The following is a 20,629-nucleotide window of genomic DNA, read 5'->3' as shown; positions in this document are numbered from 1 at the left end:
CCCATGGCTGTGACCCTTCAATTCATCGGCGGTGCGGACAGCGTCACCGGCTCCAAATACCTGGTCTGCAGCGGCACGCAATCGCTGCTTGTGGACTGCGGTCTGTTCCAAGGCTTCAAGCAACTGCGCTTGCGCAACTGGGACGCGCTGCCTGTAGCCCCTGACAGCGTGGACGCGGTCATCTTGACCCACGCCCACCTCGACCACAGTGGCTATGTGCCCAAGCTGCAGCGCGATGGTTTTGCGGGGCGGGTGCATGTGAGCCCGGGCACGCGCGACCTGTGCAAAATTTTGTGGCCCGACAGCGGCCACTTGCAAGAAGAAGACGCGTTCTACGCCAACCGCCACGGCTTTAGCAAACACAGCCCGGCCGAGCCCTTGTACGACCGACAAGACGCGGTCAACAGCCTGGCCTTGTTGCAAAGCCACCCTTGGGGCGAGGCATTTTCACCCATGCCAGGCTGGCGCGCCACCTTCAGTTCTGCCGGGCACATTTTGGGTGCGAGCAGCTTGTTGCTCGAAGTCGGCGAGCGGCGCATTTTGTTCAGCGGCGATTTGGGCCGCCCCGATGACCTGATCATGAAGCCGCCCCAAGACCCACCAGCGGCCGACACGGTGCTGATCGAGTCCACCTATGGCAACCGGGTCCACCCGCACGAAGACGCTCTGGCCGAGTTGGCCCCCGCTTTGCAACGTGCCGCTGCCCGATCCGGCGTGGTGGTCATTCCGGTGTTTGCGGTGGGCCGGGCGCAGGCCATCTTGCACGCCATCGCCACCCTGAAGGCGCAAGGCCTGGTTCCGCACCATTTGCCGATTTACTTGGACAGCCCCATGGCGGTCCACACCACCGATTTGTTTCGCCACCACCCCGATGGACACCGCTTGAGCCCGGCCCAAATGCAAGCCATGCAAGACGTAGCGGTGATGGTCGAGAGCGTGCAAGACTCCAAAGCCTTGGCCAAGCGCCATGGCCCCAAAGTGATTTTGTCGGCCAGTGGCATGGCCACCGGCGGGCGGGTGCTGCACCACCTGGGCTTGTACCTGCCCGATCACCGCAACATGGTCATCTTGACCGGCTACCAAGCCCCAGGCACGCGCGGGGCTTCGCTGGCCTCGGGCCAGCCCAGTGTGCGCATCCATGGGCGCGATGTCGGTGTGAAGGCCGAGGTGGTGTGCATGGCATCGGCATCGGCCCACGCCGACAGCGTGCAGTTGCTGCAATGGCTCTCCCGCATGCCCAAGCCCCCCGGTCAGGTGTATGTGGTGCACGGCGAAGGCGCGGCCAGCGATGCTTTGCGCTGGAAAATCGAACACGAATTGGGTTGGCGCGCCCGGGTGCCCGATCACTTGAGCGTGTGGCCCTTGTAGCCCATCGCGTCAGGCCCTGGCTCGGCGAAGTGACCTGACATACACGCACGACACCTGGTCGCGCAACAAATCAAAAGAAGCGGTCGAGCAATTTGCGCGAATGGCGATCCAGGCGCGACAAATCGCGGATCAGGTACTGCACACCGTGAGCATCGGCGACCAACCAGGTTTGGCCACTCATGCGGCGAATATCCTCTTCGCCCTTGAGCAAAAACTGGGTGGGTCCACGGCTGGTTTGCACATGCCAGGTGCAAGGCGCGATGAAGCCGCTGACCTTGTCCAGGCGCTCGATTTCGGGCATGAACTCCCGCTCGGCCACGGCTTGCAACAAGGCCTCACGCTCATTGGGCGCCAAGGCTTGCAGGTCGTCGACCCAGACCAATTCATGGCCTTGGCGGTTGAGGATGGAAAAACCCGATTCGGGGTGTGAGATGGGAAAGGCCCGCACCACCACCACCTGTTCGTGAACGGCCCCATCGGTGAGTTGCAACACCCACACCCCAAAAGGGTCTCGCCGCAGCAAAAATGGCACACGCGGGGCTTGCTCGGCTTGGGTCAAGGCAGGTGCGGAATCGTCGCTCGGGGTGGCTTGAGCGTTCATCGCATCTCCTGCGGGGCCAAAGAAGCGGCCATGGCCACCCGATCGGCTTCGTGCTGCCGCGCCTGGGCCTCGTACAAGCGGTAATAGGCCCCTTGCCTTTGCATCAGATCGGCGTGCGAGCCTTGCTCGACCAAGCGGCCGCGCTCGAGCACCACCAAGCGGTCGGCTTGCTGCAAAGTGGAGAGCCGGTGGGCAATGGCGATGGTGGTGCGCCCGCGCACCAAGTTGTCCAAGGCGCGCTGAATTTCTTGTTCGGTCTCGCTGTCCACTGAAGAGGTGGCCTCGTCCAAAATCAAAATGCGCGGATCGATCAACAGGGCACGGGCAATCGAGATGCGCTGGCGCTCGCCGCCGGACAAACCTTGGCCCCGCTCGCCCACCAAAGAGTCGTAACCTTGCGGCAAACGCATGATGAATTCGTGCGCATGCGCGGCGCGGGCGGCGGCCACGATCTCCTCGCGGCTGGCTTGGGGCAGGCCATAAGCGATGTTGTCGGCGATGGTGCCGAAAAACAAAAACGGCTCTTGCAACACCAGGCCGATGTGGCGGCGGTAATCGGTCAAACGCAGCTCGCGGATGTCCACGCCGTCGATGCGGATGGCCCCATCGCTGACATCATAAAAACGGCACAGCAAATTGACCAGGGTGGTTTTGCCCGAACCGCTTTGTCCGACCAAACCAATCATTTCACCCGGGGCAATGTTCAGGCTCAAGCCGCGCACCACCGCGCGGTTACCGTAGCGGAAATTGATGTTGTCGATGTCAATTTGGCCCTTGACCACGGGCATGGGCTTGGGGTTGGCCGCCTCGGGGACGCTGGACACATGGTCAAGAATTTCAAAAATCCGCTTGGCCCCAGCCGCCGCCCGCTGCACATGGGCCACGATGCGGCTCATCGAATCCAGCCGGGTGTAAAAGCGCCCGATGTAGGCCAAAAACGCGGTCAACACGCCCAAGGTCACTTGGTGCTGTGCCACCAGGTAAATGCCAAACGCCCACACCACCAACAAACCAATTTCGGTGAGCAAGGTCACGGTGGGGGAAAACAAAGCCCAAACGAAATTGATGCGGTCGTTGACCAGCAGGTTTTGGCGGTTGGCCTCGCGAAAACGCTCGGCCTCGCGCTGTTCTTGGGCAAAGGCCTTGACCACCCGAATGCCAGGAATGGTGTCGGCCAGCACATTGGTCAACTCAGACCAAACGCGGCCGACTTTTTCAAAACCGGTGCGCAATTTGTCGCGCACCACATGGATCAACCACACGATGAAAGGCAAAGGCACCAAGGTGACCCAAGCCAGCATCGGGTCGATGGAAAAGAGAATGACCGCGGTCATCACAATCATCAACACATCGGTGGCGAATTCCAGCAAATGCACCGATAAAAACAAACACAGGTTATCGGTTTCGCTGCCCACGCGGTTGAGCAAATCGCCCGTGCGCCGACCGCCAAAATACTCCAGCGACAGCTTCATCAAGTGCTCATAGGCGGTGGTGCGCAAATCTGCACCAATACGCTCCGAAACCAAACCCAGCACGTAATTTTTGGCCCAGCCCAAGGCCCAGGCCAGCAAGGCCGCCGCCAACAAGCCAGCCATGTACAACGGCACGATGCCGGGCTCAATCTCCTTGCCGTTTTGAAACGGCACCAAGACCTCGTCCATCAAGGGCATGGTCAGGTAAGGCGGCACCATGCTCGCGCCGGTGGCGGCCAATGTGAGCAAAAACCCCAGAAACAAATGCCCTTGGTAGGGCTTGGCGAAGCGCCACAAACGCAACAGGCCCAGGGTCGAGGGTGGCGAGTCGACCGCCTCAGCCTCCTCCTCTTCTGCCGGGGCCATGTCCGCTTCATCGGGGGCGCTCCGGTCTGGCCGTGGCTGGTCGTGGGCCTGAAAAGGGGCCATGGCCTGGTCAAACAAGGCCAAAAAGCGCAAAGCGTCAGGGTTGTGGGCCAAAGTGAAGCGCCACTGCGCCAACCGGCCTTGGGTGTCCAACAACTCCAAGCTTCCCGCCCCCGCGTGGTCGCTGTGCTGCATGCGCAGCCCAGCATTGAGCGGCCACTGCCCCAGGCTCTGAGGGGGGGACGCGCTGACATCGAACAGGTTCAGTCCCCTAGGTGACAACACCAAGCTTTGGCGCTGGAAAAACAATTCCGCGCTCAAGTCAACTTCCAGACGGGCCAAGGCGTTTTCAACACCATGCCCTGTCAACGGCCCGGCTTTTTGATCTGACAACAGATCTGGCGGTGCAACAGTCTGGGTTTCAAAAGAGGACTTCATGATTCACAAATCAACGGCAATGACAACCAAGGCATTGCCCTTCAGCGCTAAAAAGACAACTGGCGTGTCAAGCCCATTGCAACGGCCTGCATTCTAACGGCCACCCCCTCTTCACCCCTTGTCTGGTTCACTTGTCCGCCCATTGATAGCAAAGTACACATGCCGTTTCCAGACATCCAAATCCTGAGCACTCGCCACTTGCGTGGCCCCAATGTGTGGACCTACCGTGCGGCAGTCGAAATGTGGGTGGACATTGGGCCCCTGGAAGACCACCCTTCCAACACCTTGCCCGGCTTCAATGATCGCTTGCAAGCCTGGTTGCCCGGCATGATCGAGCACCGCTGCAGCGTGGGTGTGCGCGGTGGGTTTTTCCAACGCTTACTCAATGGCACTTGGGCAGCCCACATCATGGAACACGTGGCCATCGAGCTGCAAACCATGGCGGGGCTGGAAGTCGGTTTTGGCAAAGCCCGCGAAACCCATCAACGCGGCATCTACAAAGTGGTGGTGCGTGCCCGCCAATACGATGTGGCCCACGACAGCTTGTTGGCCGCGCGTGACTTGGTGATGGCAGCCATCAACGACACCGCCTTTGATGTGGCTGCCACCGTCAATCGCCTCAAGGCCATGGCCGATCGGCTGTGCCTCGGCCCGAGCACGGCCAGCATTGTCGATGCCGCGGCCCAGCGGGGTATCCCATCCATTCGCCTGACGGACGGCAACCTGGTGCAACTCGGGCACGGCTCGCGCCAACGCCGCATTTGGACCGCTGAAACCGACCGCACCAGTGCCGTGGCCGAGAGCATTTCCCGAGACAAAGACCTGACCAAGCGCTTGCTGGCCCAGTGCGGCGTGCCCATTCCCGAAGGGCACATCGTGAACAGCCCGGCGCAAGCTTGGGCAATGGCCCAAGACATTGGTTTGCCGGTGGTCATCAAACCCAGCGACGGCAACCATGGGCGCGGTGTCGCCCTGGACTTGAACAGCCAAGCCGAAATCGAAGCCGCCTGGCGGGTGGCCGACGCAGAAGGCAGCCAAGTGATTGTGGAGCGCCATGTGCGCGGTGAAGAGCACCGCTTGCTGGTGGTCGGCGACAAAGTGGTGGCCGCAGCGCGCGGCGAGCTGGCTTGCATCACCGGCGACGGTGTGAACACGGTCGAACAGCTCATTGAACAACAACTCAACACCGACCCGCGCCGAGGTGAAGAAGAACACTTTCCCCTGGACACCATCCGACTGGATGAACAACCCCCTGCGGTGCTCGAACTCCAACGCCAGGGTTTGAGCGCCGACAGCATCCCGACCCTGGGCCGGCGCGTCATCGTTCAGCGCAATGGCAACATGAGCAACGATGTGACCGACTTGGTCCACCCTGAAGTGGCCGAACTGGTCACCTTGGCAGCCCGGGTGATTGGCCTGGACATTGCCGGCATTGACTTGGTGGCACAAGACATTTCGCGCCCTTTGCACGAACAAGGGGCTGCGGTGGTCGAGGTCAACGCCGGCCCCAGCTTGCTCATGCACTTGAAGCCTGCCATCGGCCAGGCCCGGCCGGTGGGCCAAGCCATTGCCAACCACTTGTTTCCCACCAAAGACAACGGACGCATCCCCATCGTGGGCATCGTGGGCCACCGCCACACCGCCGGCCTGGCCCAATTGGTGGCTTGGTTGCTGCACCTGTCGGGCAGCCGGGTCGGCATGGCTTGCAGCTTGGGCGTGTTCATGGACCAGCGCCATGTGGACACCCAAGATGCACGCGGCTTTGAAATGGGCGAGCGGCTGCTGATCAACCGCAGCATCGATGCCGCGGTGTTTGAAACCTCACCGCGCGAAATTTTGCTGGAAGGCTTGCCCTACGACCGCTGCCATGTGGGCTTGGTGGCCGACATGCCGTCCTTCGAAGGTTTGCAAGACCTGGATGTGACCAATGCCGACAACATGCGCCAAGTGGTGCGCACCCAAGTGGATGTGGTGCTGCGCGAGGGCGTGGCCGTGCTCAATGCCGATGTCAGCGCGGTGGCCGAACTCGAAGAACTGTGCGATGGCGAAGTGATGATGTACGGGCTCAACCCTGACAGCGCCATCCTCGGCGCACACCGCCGACAAGGACGCCGCTCGGTGTTTTGTCGCCAAGGCCATGTGACTTTGGCGCGCGGCGACCAAGAAACCACCTTGCTGCACCTCGACCTCGCCCCCGTGGCGCGCTTGCTCAAGCACGAGGACATGTCGGTCTCGCACCTGCTGGCCGCCGTGGCCTGCGCCTGGTCGCTGGGTGTCACCCCCACGCTGATGCGGGCGGGCTTGAAAAATTTCCGCCAAAAAACCGAATCCGAATCCCAAGAAAAAGCAAGGATGAAAGCCTGATGGACATCTCACACATCCGCGCCCTGCGCGGCCCCAATCTGTGGACACGCCACACCGCCATTGAGGCCATGGTCCTGTGCCAAAACCAAGAATGCGACTTGACCACAGTGCCCGATTTTGAGCAACGCTTGCGCCACTTGTTTCCAGGCTTGGGCCAGTTGCGCACCACCCAACAAGGCGCAGTCCTCAGCATGGCCCACGCCATTGAAGACGCCACCTTGCACATGCAAATAGCAGCCGGCTGCCCCGTGACCTTCAGCCGCACCAGCCTCACACCCGAAGCGGGCATGTACCAAGTGGTGGTCGAATACACCGAAGAAGACGTGGGTCGACTGGCCCTGGAGTTGGCGCAGGCCCTGTGCCAAGCGGCTTGGGACAACACGACTTTCGATATTGATGCAGCCCTCGCGCAACTGAGCGCCCTGGACGAAGACATTCGCTTGGGCCCATCCACCAGCTCCATCGTCGACGCGGCGTTGGTGCGTGGCATTCCTTACCGCCGCCTCACCGAGGGCAGCATGGTGCAATTTGGTTGGGGCAGCAAACAACGCCGCATCCAAGCCGCAGAAACCGATTCCAGCAGCGCCATCGCCGAAGCCATTGCGCAAGACAAAGACCTGACCAAGAAGCTGTTGAACGCCGCTGGCGTACCGGTGCCCCAAGGTCGACCGGTGCTGGACGCCAACGATGCATGGGCTGCGGCACAAGCCATTGGCACACCCGTGGTGGTCAAACCGCGCGACGGCAACCAAGGCAAGGGCGTCACGGTCAACATCAGCACCCGCGAAGAAATCGAAGCGGCCTTCCACAATGCCGCCAAATTCCGCGATGAGGTGATGGTGGAGCGCTTTTTGCCCGGCAGCGACTACCGCTTATTGGTGGTGGGTGACAAATTGGTGGCCGCAGCACGCCGCGAACCTCCCCTGGTGATTGGTGACGGCCAGCACACCGTGAGCGAACTGGTTGAGCGGGTCAATGCCGATCCACGCCGGGGTGAGGGACACTCGACCTCGCTGACCAAAATTCGCTTTGACGAAGTGGCCCTGGCGCGCCTCAAAGACCAAGGCTTGAATGCCCAATCGGTGCCCGGCAAAGGGGTGCGGGTGATATTGCGCAACAACGCCAACCTGTCCACCGGCGGCACGGCCACAGATGTGACCGATGACGTGCACCCCGAGGTGGCAGCGCGCGCCATTGCAGCCGCGCAAATGGTTGGGCTGGATGTGTGCGGCGTGGACATTGTTTGCGAATCGGTGCTGCGCCCGCTGGAAGACCAATGCGGGGGTGTGGTCGAGGTCAACGCCGCGCCTGGCCTGCGCATGCATTTGCAGCCCTCTTATGGCAAAGGCCGTGATGTGGGCAAAGCCATCATGTCGATGTTGTATGCCCCAGGCGATGATGGCCGCATCCCCGTGATTGCCGTCACCGGCACCAACGGCAAAACCACCACCGTGCGGCTCACCGCCCACCTGCTGCGCACCCACGGCTTGCGCGTGGGCATGACCAACACCGATGGCGTGTATGTACAAGGGCGGCAAATCGACAGCGGCGACTGCAGCGGCCCGCGCAGTGCGCGCAATGTGCTCATGCACCCCCATGTGGATGCGGCGGTGCTCGAAACCGCCCGTGGTGGCATGCTGCGCGAAGGCTTGGCCTTTGACCGCTGCAGCGTGGCGGTGGTCACCAATATCGGCATGGGCGACCATTTGGGCTTGAACTACATCACCACGGTTGAAGACTTGGCGGTGCTCAAGCGCATGATTGTGCAAAACGTCGCCACCAGTGGCATGGCCGTGCTGAATGCGGCAGATCCCATGGTGGCGTCCATGGCCAGCAGCTGCCCCGGTCAAGTGACGTTTTTTGCGCTTGACCCGCACCAACCCACCCTGACCACCCACCGCGCCCAAGGCAAGCGGGTGTTGTTTGTCGAAGACGATCAACTCGTCGCTGCCGAGGGCAAATTCGAAATTCGCATTCCCTTGTCGCATATCCCCCTGACCCGCTCGGGGGCCATTGGTTTTCAGATTGAAAACGCCATGGCATCGGTGGCTGCGGCCTGGGCCAGCGCCATTCCCTGGGCCACCATTGCGCGCGGTTTGTCCACCTTTGTCAGCGACGCCATGGCAGTTCCGGGCCGCTTCAATGTGTTTGATTACAAAGGGGCCACTTTGATCGCCGACTACGGCCACAACCCAGACGCCATCAAGGCCTTGGTGCAGGCTGTGACCAATTTGCCCGCCAATCGGCGCAGCGTGGTCATCAGTGGTGCGGGCGACCGGCGCGACGAAGACATCCGCCAACAAACCCGCATCATTGGTGAAGCCTTTGACGACGTGGTGCTGTTCCAAGACGCCTGCCAACGCGGCCGTGCCGACGGCGAGGTGTTGGCCCTGTTGCGCCAAGGTTTGGACGGCGCGCGCCGCACCAGCCACATCGAAGAAATCCGCGGCGAATTCACCGCCATCGATGCCGCCATCGACCGGCTCACCCCTGGCGACCTGTGCTTGATTTTGATCGACCAGATCGAAGAAGCCTTGGCCCACATCACCCGGCGCGTGCAAGAAAACCGCAGCGCCTTGAGCGAGCACTGATCAAGGCACCTGGTGGTGCCAATAACGTGCCTGGGCCTCGCGTTCGCAATGCACTTGGTCGGGCTGCGCTGAACGCCACCGGCCTGCACCACAGCGCACACTCTCCAACACCGTGATGCCTTGCGCTTGATAGCGCGCCATCACCGCTGTCGTGGGGTGGCCATAGCGGTTGCGGTACCCGGCTTGCACCCAGGCCCACCGCGGCGCCACTGCTGCTAAAAACTCGGTTGTCGAAGAGGTGTTGCTGCCGTGGTGGGGCACCAACAGCACATCGGCGCGCAAGCGCGATGCCCCATCGCCCCCCGCAGGCTCGTTGCTGACCAAGGCCTTTTCTTGCGCCGCCTCGATGTCACCGGTGAGCAGCACCGATCCGCCCTGGGCTTGCACCTTGAGCACACAACTCAGGGTGTTGGGTTTGGCGCGTTCGCTGGGGCTGACATCCCAGGGGTGCAGGAATTCAAACCGCACCCCATCCCAGTCCCAGCCCACACCGGCTAGACAGGCTTGACCAGGACGCGATTGGTGCAAGGGGTGCGATGGCGGCAAGGATCCCCACCAGGGCATGCTCGGGTTCATTTGCAACACCGCAGGTGCGCCACCAATGTGATCGCTGTCCGAATGGCTCAGCACCAGGGCGTCCAAACGCAAACCCCAGGCGCGCAGCAAAGGCAGCAAAACGCGTTGACCCGCATCGGTCTCGCGCGAGTAGCGGGGCCCCGCATCAAACAACAAAGCATGGTGGGCGGTGCGCACCAGCACCGCATGGCCCTGGCCAATGTCGGGAAACCACACCTCCACCTCTGCCGGCGCAGGACCGGGAACGGTCCACAGCAAGGCCGGGGCCATCAATGGCAAGCCCATGGCGCGCAGCACCACCGGCAAGCGCATGGCCAACATCAAGCTGCCCAAGGTGGCCGCCGCACTGGCCCAAGCAGCTGGTGCTGGTGTGCTCCACACGGCACCTGGCCAGGCAGCCAAGATGTTCAAACCGGCCACCAAGGCCTGCAAAGACACCGACGCCACATCCCATGCCACCGGCACAAACGCACCCAGCAAACACAAGGGAGTGACCCACAAGGTCACCCAAGGAATGGCCACGGCATTGGCCAGCAAACCCACCACGGACACCTGTTGAAACAGCCACAAACTCAAAGGTGCGAGGCACAAGGTGATCGCCAGTTGCTCGCGCCACAGCCGCCACAAGCGCTGTGCCCATGACAGATCCTGGTTGGTTTGGGGAGGCCCTTGCCCGGTGGCAAACAGCACACCCACCGCAACAAAGCTGAGCCAAAAACCGGCTTGCCCCAAGGCCGAGGGATCGGCCAACAACACCCAGGCACAGGCGCTGAGCCACACCTGGGGCCAAGGCCAACGCCGCCCCGTGGCCGCCAAGACCGTGACCCAGGTGAGCATCCAAATCGTGCGTTGCGCGGGAATGCCCCACCCGCTGAACAGTGCATACAACACGGCCAGCCCCAAGCCCGCCCAGCGCGCAGCTTGATCAGCGGGCACCCGCAAACACCACGAAGGCCCCCACAGGTCACTGCGCCGCCAAGCCCAGCGCACCAACCCGCCACACAGCCAAGCAAACATGGTCACATGCAGACCTGAAATGCTCACCAAATGGGCCACGCCCGTGGCGCGAAACACGTCCCAATCGGCGCGTTCGATGCTGCCCTGGTCGCCCATGAGCAAGGCACTGATCAAGCCCGACCACTGGGGATCGGCGATGCGCGCTTGCACCCGATCGCGCATCCACTGCCGCCATTGCGCCACGCCGTATTGCCACGTGGCTTCCAATCGAACAGGTGTCGGGTCATGGCGGCCCGCGCGCACATAGCCCGTGGCCCCCAAGCCCTGCCCCCACATCCACAGCTCAAAGTCAAAGCCGTGGGGATTGACTTGACCGTGGGGCTGCTTGAGCCGCACCACCATGCGCCAGCGCTCCCCGGCCCGCAAAGCGGGAATGCTGGCGTGGTCTTGCAGGCCCCAACGACCAGCATACCAACCCAACAGCACCTCGGGGGGGGCCTTCACGCGCTGACCTTGCCATTCGGCCGTCTCGATGGCCAAGCGAAAACGCAGGCTGTCTTCGGTGCGCTGGGGCAAGGCCGACACCACGCCGACCACGGTGAGGTCGCGCCCCTCCAAATCCGGTGCCAGCAAGCGTTCGGCATGCCACACGGCACGCATGCCCGCCAAAGCAAACACCAGACCCCAGACCGAAAAAAACACGGGCAACCACCCACAGCCCGGCCAACGCTTGAGGAGGCGCCCGCCCCAGAGCAGCGCCACCAAGGCCATCAAGGCGCAGATGGCATAAGCCCAGATAGGCCACAGCGGTTGGTGCCAAAGGTGAGCGGCGCTGGCGGCGACACACGCCAGGGCCGCCGGGGTGATGCGGTCTGTGCCGCGGCTTGGGTTCATGCGCCCTCCCAACGGGGCGATACAAGCCCCACGAGAGAACGAATTTACCTCTTTTTAATTACTGACAAACTTCTTTTTTCAGCAAAGCCTGAACCGAACCTGGTCGGATGGGGGTTTCGCGCACCCGCCATTCGGTTTCGTCTTGGCTCGACAGCGGCGCACCCTTGCCCTGGGGTTGCTCGTAAAAGCTGACCGACAAACGGGCCACCATGTCGGTGATGCAATGCACCCGCCAGCGCGTGAGGGTTGACTTGACCTTGGGCGCAGCGGCCGCCCCTGGTGTGCCGGTATTGGTCAAGACATCGGCCAACTCGGTCAAGGTCCAGGCATATCGGGTGACGTGCGCGGCTTTGACCGAGTCTTTGTCAAAAAAGTGGGCCAATTGCTCGGTTTTTTCCAACGGGGTCCATTCGGCGTGGGCCGTGCCCACACCCCACAAAAAAAGCAAAGCGCCGGCCACCCCAAGCGCTGAAACACGGCGGGTGGCCCATTGGGAAAAGGTGATCTGGGTGTTCATGCCAGGTGTATCGGCACCAAGCCAGGTTTTCTTGAGTGTCCACATTCCATGTCTAAAAGCCAGACTGGGCTGGACCTTGGCCGCTACACTGCGCAATCGCCTGAAAACCCCTTGGAGACCCGCATGTCCGTCGCTCAACGACTCGCCGAATTGAACATCACTTTGCCGCCCGTGGCCACGCCCGCTGCGGCCTATGTGCCCTTTGCCATCACTGGAAATTTGGTGTTTTTGAGTGGTCATATTGCGCGCCAAGACGGTAAGCCTTGGGTAGGTCAACTCGGCCTGAACACGGACACCGCCACCGGCCAAGCCGCTGCGCGGTCCATCGCCATTGACCTCATCGGCACCTTGCAAGCGGCCTGCCAATCGCAAGGCAAAACTTTGGAAGATGTGAAACGGATTGTCAAAGTGCTCAGCCTGGTCAACTCCACGCCCACCTTCACCGAGCAACACCTGGTGACCAATGGCTGCAGCGAACTGCTGGCCCAGGTGTTTGGACCGCGCAGCGCCCACGCCCGCAGTGCCTTTGGCGTGGCCCAGTTGCCCATGGGGGCTTGCGTGGAAATCGAACTCATCGCCGAGTTGGGCTGACCAGCGGCCCTGGATCAGTTTGTCCCAAGCCTTTCGGGTGTCATTGGTGTGAGGCCAGGGGCGCACCAGGTCAAGACCCCTTAAAGGACCCGCCTCACGGCATTGGGCTTGAAGCCCAAATCGGCCGCCTTGCCCTTGCGCCCGCGCACCAGCATGGCGTTGTTGAGACTTCTGATTTCCAATGTTTCCTCACGGTCTTTACCGCCACGCCCCACGCCCACAATGCACACGCTGCGGGTGTAAGCCGCGGCACCGGCCAAGCTGTCTTTGTCTTCCAAGTCGATCAGCATCAAACCCCTGCCGCCTTTTTCCATGGCTTTGAGTTCGCTGATGGCAAAGGTCAAGATGCGCCCACCGGTGGAAGCACAGGCCACATGGGTGGCGATGGGCAGCAGTGTTTCGCCGTTGCCGCCGCCCACCAAGGACGGGCAGCAGAAGGTTTCGCCCTCGCCCAGACTGATGAAAGCCTTGCCGCCTTTGTTGCGGGAAATCAAGTTGTCGATGCAACACACAAAACCATAACCGCCCGAGCCGCTGAGCAACAAGGTGAGCGTGCCAGGCCCTGCAAAGTAATGCACCAGTTGCGTACCGGCTTCCACGTCCACCAAGGTGGTAACGGGTTGGCCGTCACCCCGCGCACCAGGCAGCTGCGCCACCGGCACCGAGTACACCCGCCCATTGGAGCCAAAGGCAATCAGTTGGTCCACTGTGCGGCACTCGAAGGTGTCGTACAACTCGTCACCCGCTTTAAAGGCAAAGCCCAACGGGTCGTGGCCGTGGCCGGTGCGGGCACGCACCCAACCCTTGGCAGACAGCACCACGGTGACGGGTTCGTCAATCACCTTGACTTCAGCCACGGCTTTTTTCTCTTCTTGGATCAGGGTGCGGCGCGCATCGGCAAAGGTTTTGGCGTCGGCTTCGATCTCTTTCACCATCAAGCGGCGCAGCGAGGTGGCGCTGCCCAAAATGTCTTCCAAACGGCCCTGCTCTTCGCGCAACTCTTTGAGTTCTTGCTCGATCTTGATGGCTTCCAATCGCGCCAATTGGCGCAAGCGGATGTCCAAAATATCGTCGGCTTGGCGCTCGCTCAGTTTGAAGCGTTCGATCAATGCAGGCTTGGGTTCGTCGCTGTGGCGGATGATGCGAATCACCTCGTCGATGTTGAGCAACACCAACTGGCGGCCTTCCAAAATATGGATACGCGCCAGCACCTTGTCCAAACGGTATTGCGATCTTCGCTGCACGGTGGTTTGCCTGAAGGCAATCCACTCTTCCAGCATTTGGCGCAAGGTCTTGGGCACCGGGCGGCCGTCCAAACCGACCATGGTCAGGTTGATGGACGAGGAGCTTTCCAAGCTGGTGTGCGCCAACAAAGAGGTGATGAGTTCTTGCTGTTCAATCGTGCGGGTTTTGGGCTCGAACACCAAACGCACCGGCGCGTCTTTGCTGGACTCATCTCGCACCCCATCCAGCACCGCCAAGATGGTGGCTTTGAGCATGGTTTGCTCTGGGCTCAGCGCTTTTTTGCCGGTCTTGACCTTGGGGTTGGTCAGTTCTTCAATTTCTTCCAACACTTTTTGGCTGCTGACACCGGGGGGCAATTCGTTCACCACCAACTGCCATTGGCCACGGGCCAAGTCTTCAATCACCCAACGCGCACGCACCTTGAGCGAGCCGCGCCCTGTGGCGTAAGCGTCTGAAATATCGGCGTCGCTGCTGATGATTTGCCCGCCACCGGGGTAGTCGGGGCCAGGCAAAATTTGCAGCAACTCGGCGTGTGAAAGCTTGGGGTTTTTGATCAGCGCGACACAGGCATCGGCCACTTCGCGCAGGTTGTGGCTGGGGATTTCCGTCGCCATGCCCACCGCAATGCCGCTGGCGCCATTGAGCAAGGCAAACGGCAAACGGGCAGGCAACTGCTTGGGCTCTTCGGTGGAGCCGTCGTAGTTGGGCTGAAAGTCCACCGTGCCTTCGTCGATTTCATCCAACAACAAACTGGTGATGCGGGCCAAGCGTGCCTCGGTGTAGCGCATGGCCGCCGCGCCGTCACCATCACGCGAGCCAAAGTTGCCTTGACCGTCAATCAGCGGGTAACGCTGGGAAAAATCTTGCGCCATGCGCACCAGCGCTTCATACGCCGCGCTGTCGCCATGCGGGTGGTAGCGACCCAGCACATCGCCCACCACACGGGCGCTTTTCACAGGCCGAGCGCCTACTGCGCCATTGGGGCCGCCAAAGCCCAAACCCATGCGCGACATGGAATACAAAATGCGCCGCTGCACCGGCTTTTGGCCGTCGCACACATCGGGCAAAGCGCGGCCCTTGACCACGCTCAAGGCGTATTCCAGGTAAGCGCGTTGGGCGTAGTGCCCTAAGGCAATGCCGTCGTCGGATTCGGCGTCGGAGAGATCGGGGGTCACTGCATCCGTCATCGTTGTTCAACATCCATTTTTTTTATTCATCTAAAGGTGGCCCTAAGACTGGGCGTTCTCATTCGTTCGGCATTGTATTGAGCAGCGGGTTTGCTGCTGGCAGTCCAAAAGGCAGCCAATTTTTCGCAATCTCAAACCCCACTCGGCTCACACCCTGCGCCAGCGGATCGGTGCCTTGCCCTTGGTCGATCACCGTGGCGCTGATAGCCCCCGTGTCTTGCATGATGGCACGTAGACCACGGGCCAAATAGGGCGAGGTAGCGCGTGCGGTTTTGATCTCGAGCACATGCAAAGCATCCCCGCGATCAAGCAAGAGGTCTGCCTCAGCGCCACCCGCCGTGCGCCAAAAATGCGGCATGCTGTGCGGATGCGCCAACGCCTCTCGACGCAACATGTCTTCCATGACAAAAGTCTCCCAACTCGCACCACGAATCGGGTGACTGTCCAAAGTGTCCAGCGAATCAATGTTCAGCAAGTGGTGTAACAGTCCGGTATCGCGCAAATAGAGTTTGGGGGCTTTCACCAATCGTTTGCCCACATTGCGAAAGTAAGGCGTTAAGCGCCGCAGCAAAAAACTGCGCTCCAGTATGTCCACACAGCGAGCGATGGTGGGCTGCGAATGGCCCAGCGCTGCGGCAAATTGACTCAAATTGGCAACGCCGCCTTGGGCATGCGCCAACATGGTGAGCAGTTTGCGCATCAGAATCGGGTCAGCGCTCATGCCCATGGCCGGCAAATCGCGCTCCACATAAGTTCGCAAGTAGGCCTCCCACCATTCCCGAAAGTGCCCACCCCGCGCTGGGGCCCCCATCGCATCGGGAAAGCCCCCAGACAGCCACAACTGGCGATGGTCGGTGATGGGATGGTCGCCACTTTGGGCCTCCATGACCGTCAACGGTGGCAATTCCAAAATCCCCACACGCCCCGCCAGACTCTCGGCCACTTTTTGCACCAGCGCAGGCTGCGCCGAACCCAGCAACACAAAGCGCCCCATGCGCTGGCGATCTGCGTCAATCGCTCCGCGCAAAGCATCAAACAATGCTGGTAAACGCTGCGCTTCGTCCAACACCAAGCCTGGTGCCTCTTGCCGAGCATCCAGCGCAAAACGCGGGTCTTGGGCAAACAGCGCACGCGTATTGGGATCTTCCAAATCGATGTAGCGGTGATCGGCAAATGCCAAACGCGCCAGCGTGGTCTTGCCCACCTGGCGCGCCCCCAAAATCAGCACCGCCGGAAACTGGCGGGCCAAATAGTGGAGTCGTTCTGAACCAAGACGCGCATACATATCGAGAAATTTTAAAGTCTTTCTTTAAATATGCATTATATCTAGCCACAAGCTTTGCAGGTGATGAAAAGCGTTTCGCGGGTACATAACCGTGAATTTCAGTACCTTAAGTACGAAATTTCTCGGTTAATTTCAAAAAGGGATCAAAAAATGAATAAAAAAGAGCCCATCACACATCAACTTCAATGCTGTCGCCGTGCAACTCCATCAGTTCACGCCGCGCGGCGGCCTCGCCTTTGCCCATCAACTGGGTGATCAGGCCTTCGGTTTGGGCAAAGTCCAGCACGCCCAATTGCACCGGCAACAAGCGGCGTGTGTCGGGGTTCAAGGTGGTGTCCCACAGCTGCTCGGCGTTCATCTCGCCCAAACCTTTGAAGCGGGAGATGCTGCATTTCTCACGCGGCACGCCTTCTTTGGCGCTTTTATCGAGTATGGCTGTCAACTCACCTTCGTCCAAGGCATAGGCTTTGCTCGCGGGTTTTTTGCCACGCGCTGGCACATCCACCCTGAACAAAGGTGGGCGGGCCACATACACATGGCCAGTCTCGATCAGCTTGGGGAAGTGCCTGAAGAACAGCGTCAGCAACAACACTTGGATGTGCGAGCCGTCCACATCGGCGTCACTCAAAATGCACACCTTGCCGTAGCGCAAGCCGCTCAGGTCGGGTTCATCGTTGGGGCCATGCGGGTCAACGCCAATCGCCACAGCGATGTCGTGCACCTCGTTGTTGGCAAACAAGCGGTCGCGCTCAACCTCCCAGGTGTTGAGCACCTTGCCGCGCAGGGGCAAGATAGCTTGGCTTTCTTTGTCGCGGCCCATTTTGGCGCTGCCGCCAGCACTGTCGCCCTCGACCAAAAAGATTTCGTTGTGCGCCAAGTCGCGGCTTTCGCAATCGGTCAGCTTGCCCGGCAACACCGCCACGCCAGAGCCCTTGCGCTTTTCCACTTTTTGGCCAGCCTTTTGGCGCAACTGCGCGGCGCGAATGACCAACTCGGCGAGTTTTTTACCGAACTCCACATGCGCGTTGAGCCACAAGTCCAAAGCGGGTTTGACAAAGCTCGACACCAAACGCACCGCGTCGCGCGAATTGAGACGCTCTTTGATCTGCCCTTGGAATTGCGGGTCCAGCACCTTGGCGCTCAAAATAAAGCTGGCACGGGCAAACACGTCTTCGGGCAGCAACTTCACGCCCTTGGGCAGCAAAGCGTGCAAGTCGATGAAGCTTTTCACCGCGTTGAACAGGCCATCGCGCAGGCCGCTCTCATGCGTGCCACCTGCGCTGGTGGGAATCAGGTTGACGTAGCTCTCGCGCACGGGCGAGCCGTCTTCGGTGAAGGCCAAGCACCAGGCCGCGCCCTCGCCTTCGGCGAAGCTGTCGTGGCCTTCATCGGCAAAGCCCTCGCCCTCAAACAAGGGGATGAACGGGTCGTGGCTCAGGGTTTGCGTCAAATAGTCGCTTAAGCCCCCTTTGTAGAGCCAGGTTTGGCTGTCTTTGGCTTTTTCTTGCGCCAAGGTGACGCTCACGCCCGGCATCAGCACGGCTTTGCTGCGTAAGAGGTGAATCAACTCTTGCAAAGGCAGGTTGGCGGATTCGAAGTATTTGGCATCCGGCCACACCCGCACCACCGTGCCTTGGCGACGGTCGCCTGCTTCGGTTTTGCGGAGCTTGAGTTTTTCCACCACATCACCACCGGAGAAAACCAAATGCGCGACTTGCCCCTCGCGGTAGGAGGTGACTTCCATGCGCTTGGCCAAGGCATTGGTCACGCTCACGCCCACGCCATGCAAGCCGCCCGAGAAGCTGTAAGCGCCGCCCTTGCCCTTGTCAAACTTGCCACCCGCATGCAGGCGGGTGAACACCAGCTCAATGACTGGCGCTTTTTCTTCGGGGTGCATGCCAAACGGAATGCCACGGCCATCGTCTTCGATGCTGACCGAGCCGTCGCTGTGCAGTTGCACGGTGATTTTTTTGCCGTGCCCGGCCAGCGCTTCGTCGGCGGCGTTGTCGATCACCTCTTGGATGATGTGCAAGGGGTTGTCGGTGCGGGTGTACATGCCCGGGCGTTGCTTGACCGGCTCCAAGCCTTTCAAGACGCGGATCGAGCCTTCGGAATATTCGGGTTGTTTGCTTGCCATGGGGCGCGATTGTAGGCAGGCAGGTCTGTGGCCCTGCGCACGAAGGCACACAGAATTCGCTACAGTGCAGGCCATGAACCAGACCAAACCCCTGCTTGATATGCGGCAAATGCTCATTTGCAGCGCCATTTTGTTGACCCTGTCGATGGGCATTCGCCACGGTTTTGGCCTGTGGCTTCAACCCATGACCCAGGCCATGTCATGGGGACGAGAAGACTTCTCTTTGGCCATGGCAGTCCAAAACCTCACCTGGGGTTTTGCTGGCATTTTTTCGGGCATGCTGGCCGATCGCTTTGGCGCATTTCGTGTCATTGTGGTGGGCGTGCTTTTGTATGCCCTTGGCTTGCTGGGCATGGCGCATGCCACCACCCCTCTGGCCTTGGTCTTGAGCGCGGGTGTGATCATTGGTTTGGCCCAGGCAGGCACCACCTATGTGGTGGTGTACGGCATCATCGGTCGCAACACGCCCGTTGAAAAACGCTCTTATGCCATGGGTTTGGCCGCTGCAGCTGGGTCCTTTGGTCAATTTTTGATGATGCCCATCGAAGGCTTTTTGATCTCTTCTTTGGGTTGGCAACAGGCCTTGATGGCATTGGCCACGATCGCCTTGTTCTTGCTTCCACTGACATTGGGTCTGCGTGAACCCGCCTTCTCCCAAGGTCAAGCACCCCAGCGCGATCAAACCATCCTGCAAGCCCTGCGCGAGGCACTGGCCTACCCCAGCTTTCAATGGCTGATGGCCGGCTTTTTTGTCTGCGGATTTCAAGTGGTCTTCATTGGGGTCCACCTGCCCAGTTACCTCAAAGACAAAGGGCTGGGCCCTGATGTGGCCGGCTATGCCCTGGCCCTGATTGGTTTGTTCAATGTGTTTGGCACATACGCGGTAGGTTTGTTGGGGTCGCGCTTTTCAGGGCGGCAATTGCTGGCTTGCAACTACCTGAGTCGATCGGTGGTGATCTCGGTTTTTTTGTGGGTACCCGTGAGCAATTTGAGCGTCTATATTTTCTCGTGCTGCATGGGTTTGCTGTGGCTGTCAACCGTGCCTCCGACCAATGGCACAGTGGCCAAGATTTTTGGCATCTCTCACTTTTCCATGCTCGGGGGCTCGGTGTTTTTTGGCCACCAATTGGGCAGCTTCATGGGCGTTTGGCTGGGCGGCTGGCTGTATGACCACACCGGCAGTTATGACGTGGTGTGGTACATCTCCATCGCCTTGGGCTTGGTGGCAGCCTTGTTCAACTGGCAAGTCAACGAAAACCCGATTGAACGCAGAACACCCCAGGTGAGTGCGGCATGACACCCATGCGGCACAAAATTGGATACGGGCTGCTGTTGGTAGCGGCCTTGGTGCCCATATTCATGCTGTACCAACACCCCGATTTTTTGTGGATGCTGGCCTCGCAAGCTTGGTCCTGCTTCTGACCCTGGCCACCATGCACCCCGCCGACCCTGGCCCATCTGCCCCACCGCAGCCAATCCACCCCCATGGCGGAAATGCGCCCAATGCCTGGGTACAGCGATGGACCCACCTGATTGCGCCGGGCGGCGAAGTCCTCGACTTGGCATGTGGCCACGGCAGACACATGCGGCATTTGGCCGAGCACGGATTTCGCCCCGTGGGCGTAGACCGCGACCCGCAGGCCTTGGGGCAAGCCCAAACCTGGGGGGAAACCTGTTTGGCCGACGTGGAAAACCATGCTTGGCCGTTCCCGGGCCGCGTGTTTGATGCGGTGGTCATCACCCACTATTTGTGGCGCCCACTGCTGCCGCAAATTTTGGCCAGTTTGGCGCCCGATGGGGTGTTGATCCACGAAACCTTTGCCCAGGGCAACGAAACCGTGGGTCGGCCGTCAAGGCCTGATTTTTTGCTGCGCCATGGCGAGCTGCTGCAGATGTGCAAAGACTTGCACATCGTGGCTTACGAAAATGGTTTTATCGACACCCCAGCCCGCTTTGTCCAGAGGGTGGTGGCGGTGCAATCCGGGCCAGACCACACACACACGGTGCGTTACCCGCTCTCGGTAGAATGAGCACCTTTCC

14 protein-coding genes are annotated in these 20,629 nt (G+C 60.5%); 7 read left to right on the top strand and 7 right to left on the bottom strand.

Annotation, left to right across the window (positions count from 1 at the left end; all coding sequences use genetic code 11):
* Positions 1-3: 3 nt before the first annotated feature.
* Entirely contained in the window at positions 4-1,368 is a 1,365-nt protein-coding gene (locus AC8GFZ_RS01620) for an MBL fold metallo-hydrolase (RefSeq protein WP_506641692.1), read from the top strand.
* Positions 1,369-1,438: 70 nt separating this feature from the next.
* Here the strand turns inward: AC8GFZ_RS01620 and AC8GFZ_RS01615 are convergent, their stop codons facing one another.
* Together AC8GFZ_RS01615 and AC8GFZ_RS01610 are read right to left on the bottom strand one after the other, a co-directional pair.
* On the bottom strand, positions 1,439-1,969 hold the full coding sequence (locus AC8GFZ_RS01615; protein ID WP_506641690.1) for a cyanophycin metabolism-associated DUF1854 family protein: 531 nt from the start codon (positions 1,967-1,969) through the stop codon (positions 1,439-1,441).
* Positions 1,966-4,245: a cyanophycin metabolism-associated ABC transporter gene (locus AC8GFZ_RS01610; protein WP_506641688.1), complete on the bottom strand. Its 2,280-nt coding sequence runs from the start codon at positions 4,243-4,245 to the stop codon at positions 1,966-1,968. Before AC8GFZ_RS01610 ends, AC8GFZ_RS01615 begins: the two co-directional genes overlap by 4 nt.
* A 159-nt stretch (positions 4,246-4,404) precedes the next feature.
* Here AC8GFZ_RS01610 and AC8GFZ_RS01605 point away from each other — a divergent pair, with 159 nt between their 5' ends.
* Positions 4,405-6,609, top strand: a complete 2,205-nt coding sequence (locus AC8GFZ_RS01605) for a cyanophycin synthetase (RefSeq protein ID WP_506641686.1) — start codon at positions 4,405-4,407, stop codon at positions 6,607-6,609.
* A complete protein-coding gene (gene cphA / locus AC8GFZ_RS01600) occupies positions 6,609-9,200 on the top strand; it encodes a cyanophycin synthetase (protein ID WP_506641684.1) in 2,592 nt (863 codons plus the stop codon). The genes AC8GFZ_RS01605 and cphA overlap by 1 nt, the downstream gene beginning before the upstream one ends.
* Here cphA and AC8GFZ_RS01595 read toward each other — a convergent pair whose 3' ends face one another.
* Positions 9,201-11,627 carry a DNA internalization-related competence protein ComEC/Rec2 gene (locus AC8GFZ_RS01595; protein WP_506641682.1) on the bottom strand — a complete coding sequence of 809 codons (2,427 nt, stop codon included), beginning with the start codon at positions 11,625-11,627 and terminating at the stop codon, positions 9,201-9,203. It abuts the gene before it with no gap.
* A 58-nt stretch (positions 11,628-11,685) separates the two neighbouring features.
* Positions 11,686-12,144, bottom strand: coding sequence for a surface-adhesin E family protein (locus AC8GFZ_RS01590; RefSeq protein WP_506641680.1), 459 nt, complete (start codon positions 12,142-12,144; stop codon positions 11,686-11,688).
* Positions 12,145-12,267: 123 nt separating this feature from the next.
* Here AC8GFZ_RS01590 and AC8GFZ_RS01585 point away from each other — a divergent pair, with 123 nt between their 5' ends.
* Positions 12,268-12,735, top strand: a complete 468-nt coding sequence (locus tag AC8GFZ_RS01585) for a RidA family protein (protein ID WP_506641678.1) — start codon at positions 12,268-12,270, stop codon at positions 12,733-12,735.
* Positions 12,736-12,815: 80 nt separating this feature from the next.
* On the opposite strand, the gene parC is transcribed toward AC8GFZ_RS01585, so the two are convergent.
* From parC to AC8GFZ_RS01570, 3 genes are all read right to left on the bottom strand, one after another.
* Positions 12,816-15,167, bottom strand: a complete 2,352-nt coding sequence (parC, locus tag AC8GFZ_RS01580; RefSeq protein WP_506641675.1) for a DNA topoisomerase IV subunit A — start codon at positions 15,165-15,167, stop codon at positions 12,816-12,818.
* 58 nt (positions 15,168-15,225) lie between these two features.
* Positions 15,226-16,452 (bottom strand): ATP-binding protein, encoded by a 1,227-nt coding sequence (locus AC8GFZ_RS01575; RefSeq protein WP_506641673.1) that lies wholly within the window; start codon positions 16,450-16,452, stop codon positions 15,226-15,228.
* 169 nt (positions 16,453-16,621) lie between these two features.
* On the bottom strand, positions 16,622-18,589 hold the full coding sequence (locus AC8GFZ_RS01570) for a DNA topoisomerase IV subunit B (protein ID WP_506641671.1): 1,968 nt from the start codon (positions 18,587-18,589) through the stop codon (positions 16,622-16,624).
* Between the two features lie 73 nt (positions 18,590-18,662).
* On the opposite strand from AC8GFZ_RS01570, the gene AC8GFZ_RS01565 reads away from it, so the two are divergent.
* The 3 genes from AC8GFZ_RS01565 to AC8GFZ_RS01555 are packed head-to-tail and all read left to right on the top strand — an operon-like array spanning position 18,663 to position 20,619.
* Positions 18,663-19,886, top strand: coding sequence for an MFS transporter (locus AC8GFZ_RS01565; RefSeq protein ID WP_506641669.1), 1,224 nt, complete (start codon positions 18,663-18,665; stop codon positions 19,884-19,886).
* Positions 19,883-20,011 (top strand): hypothetical protein, encoded by a 129-nt coding sequence (locus AC8GFZ_RS01560; protein ID WP_506641667.1) that lies wholly within the window; start codon positions 19,883-19,885, stop codon positions 20,009-20,011. Before AC8GFZ_RS01565 ends, AC8GFZ_RS01560 begins: the two co-directional genes overlap by 4 nt.
* A gap of 11 nt (positions 20,012-20,022) precedes the next feature.
* Complete coding sequence (locus tag AC8GFZ_RS01555; RefSeq protein WP_506641665.1) at positions 20,023-20,619, top strand: class I SAM-dependent methyltransferase; 597 nt, start codon at positions 20,023-20,025, stop codon at positions 20,617-20,619.
* The last annotated feature ends 10 nt before the right edge of the window (positions 20,620-20,629 follow it).

It is taken from the genome of Limnohabitans rimovensis (SeqCode) (assembly GCF_965234775.1).
GTDB lineage: Bacteria > Pseudomonadota > Gammaproteobacteria > Burkholderiales > Burkholderiaceae_C > Limnohabitans > Limnohabitans rimovensis.
This window is presented reverse-complemented; position numbering and strand designations above follow the sequence as displayed.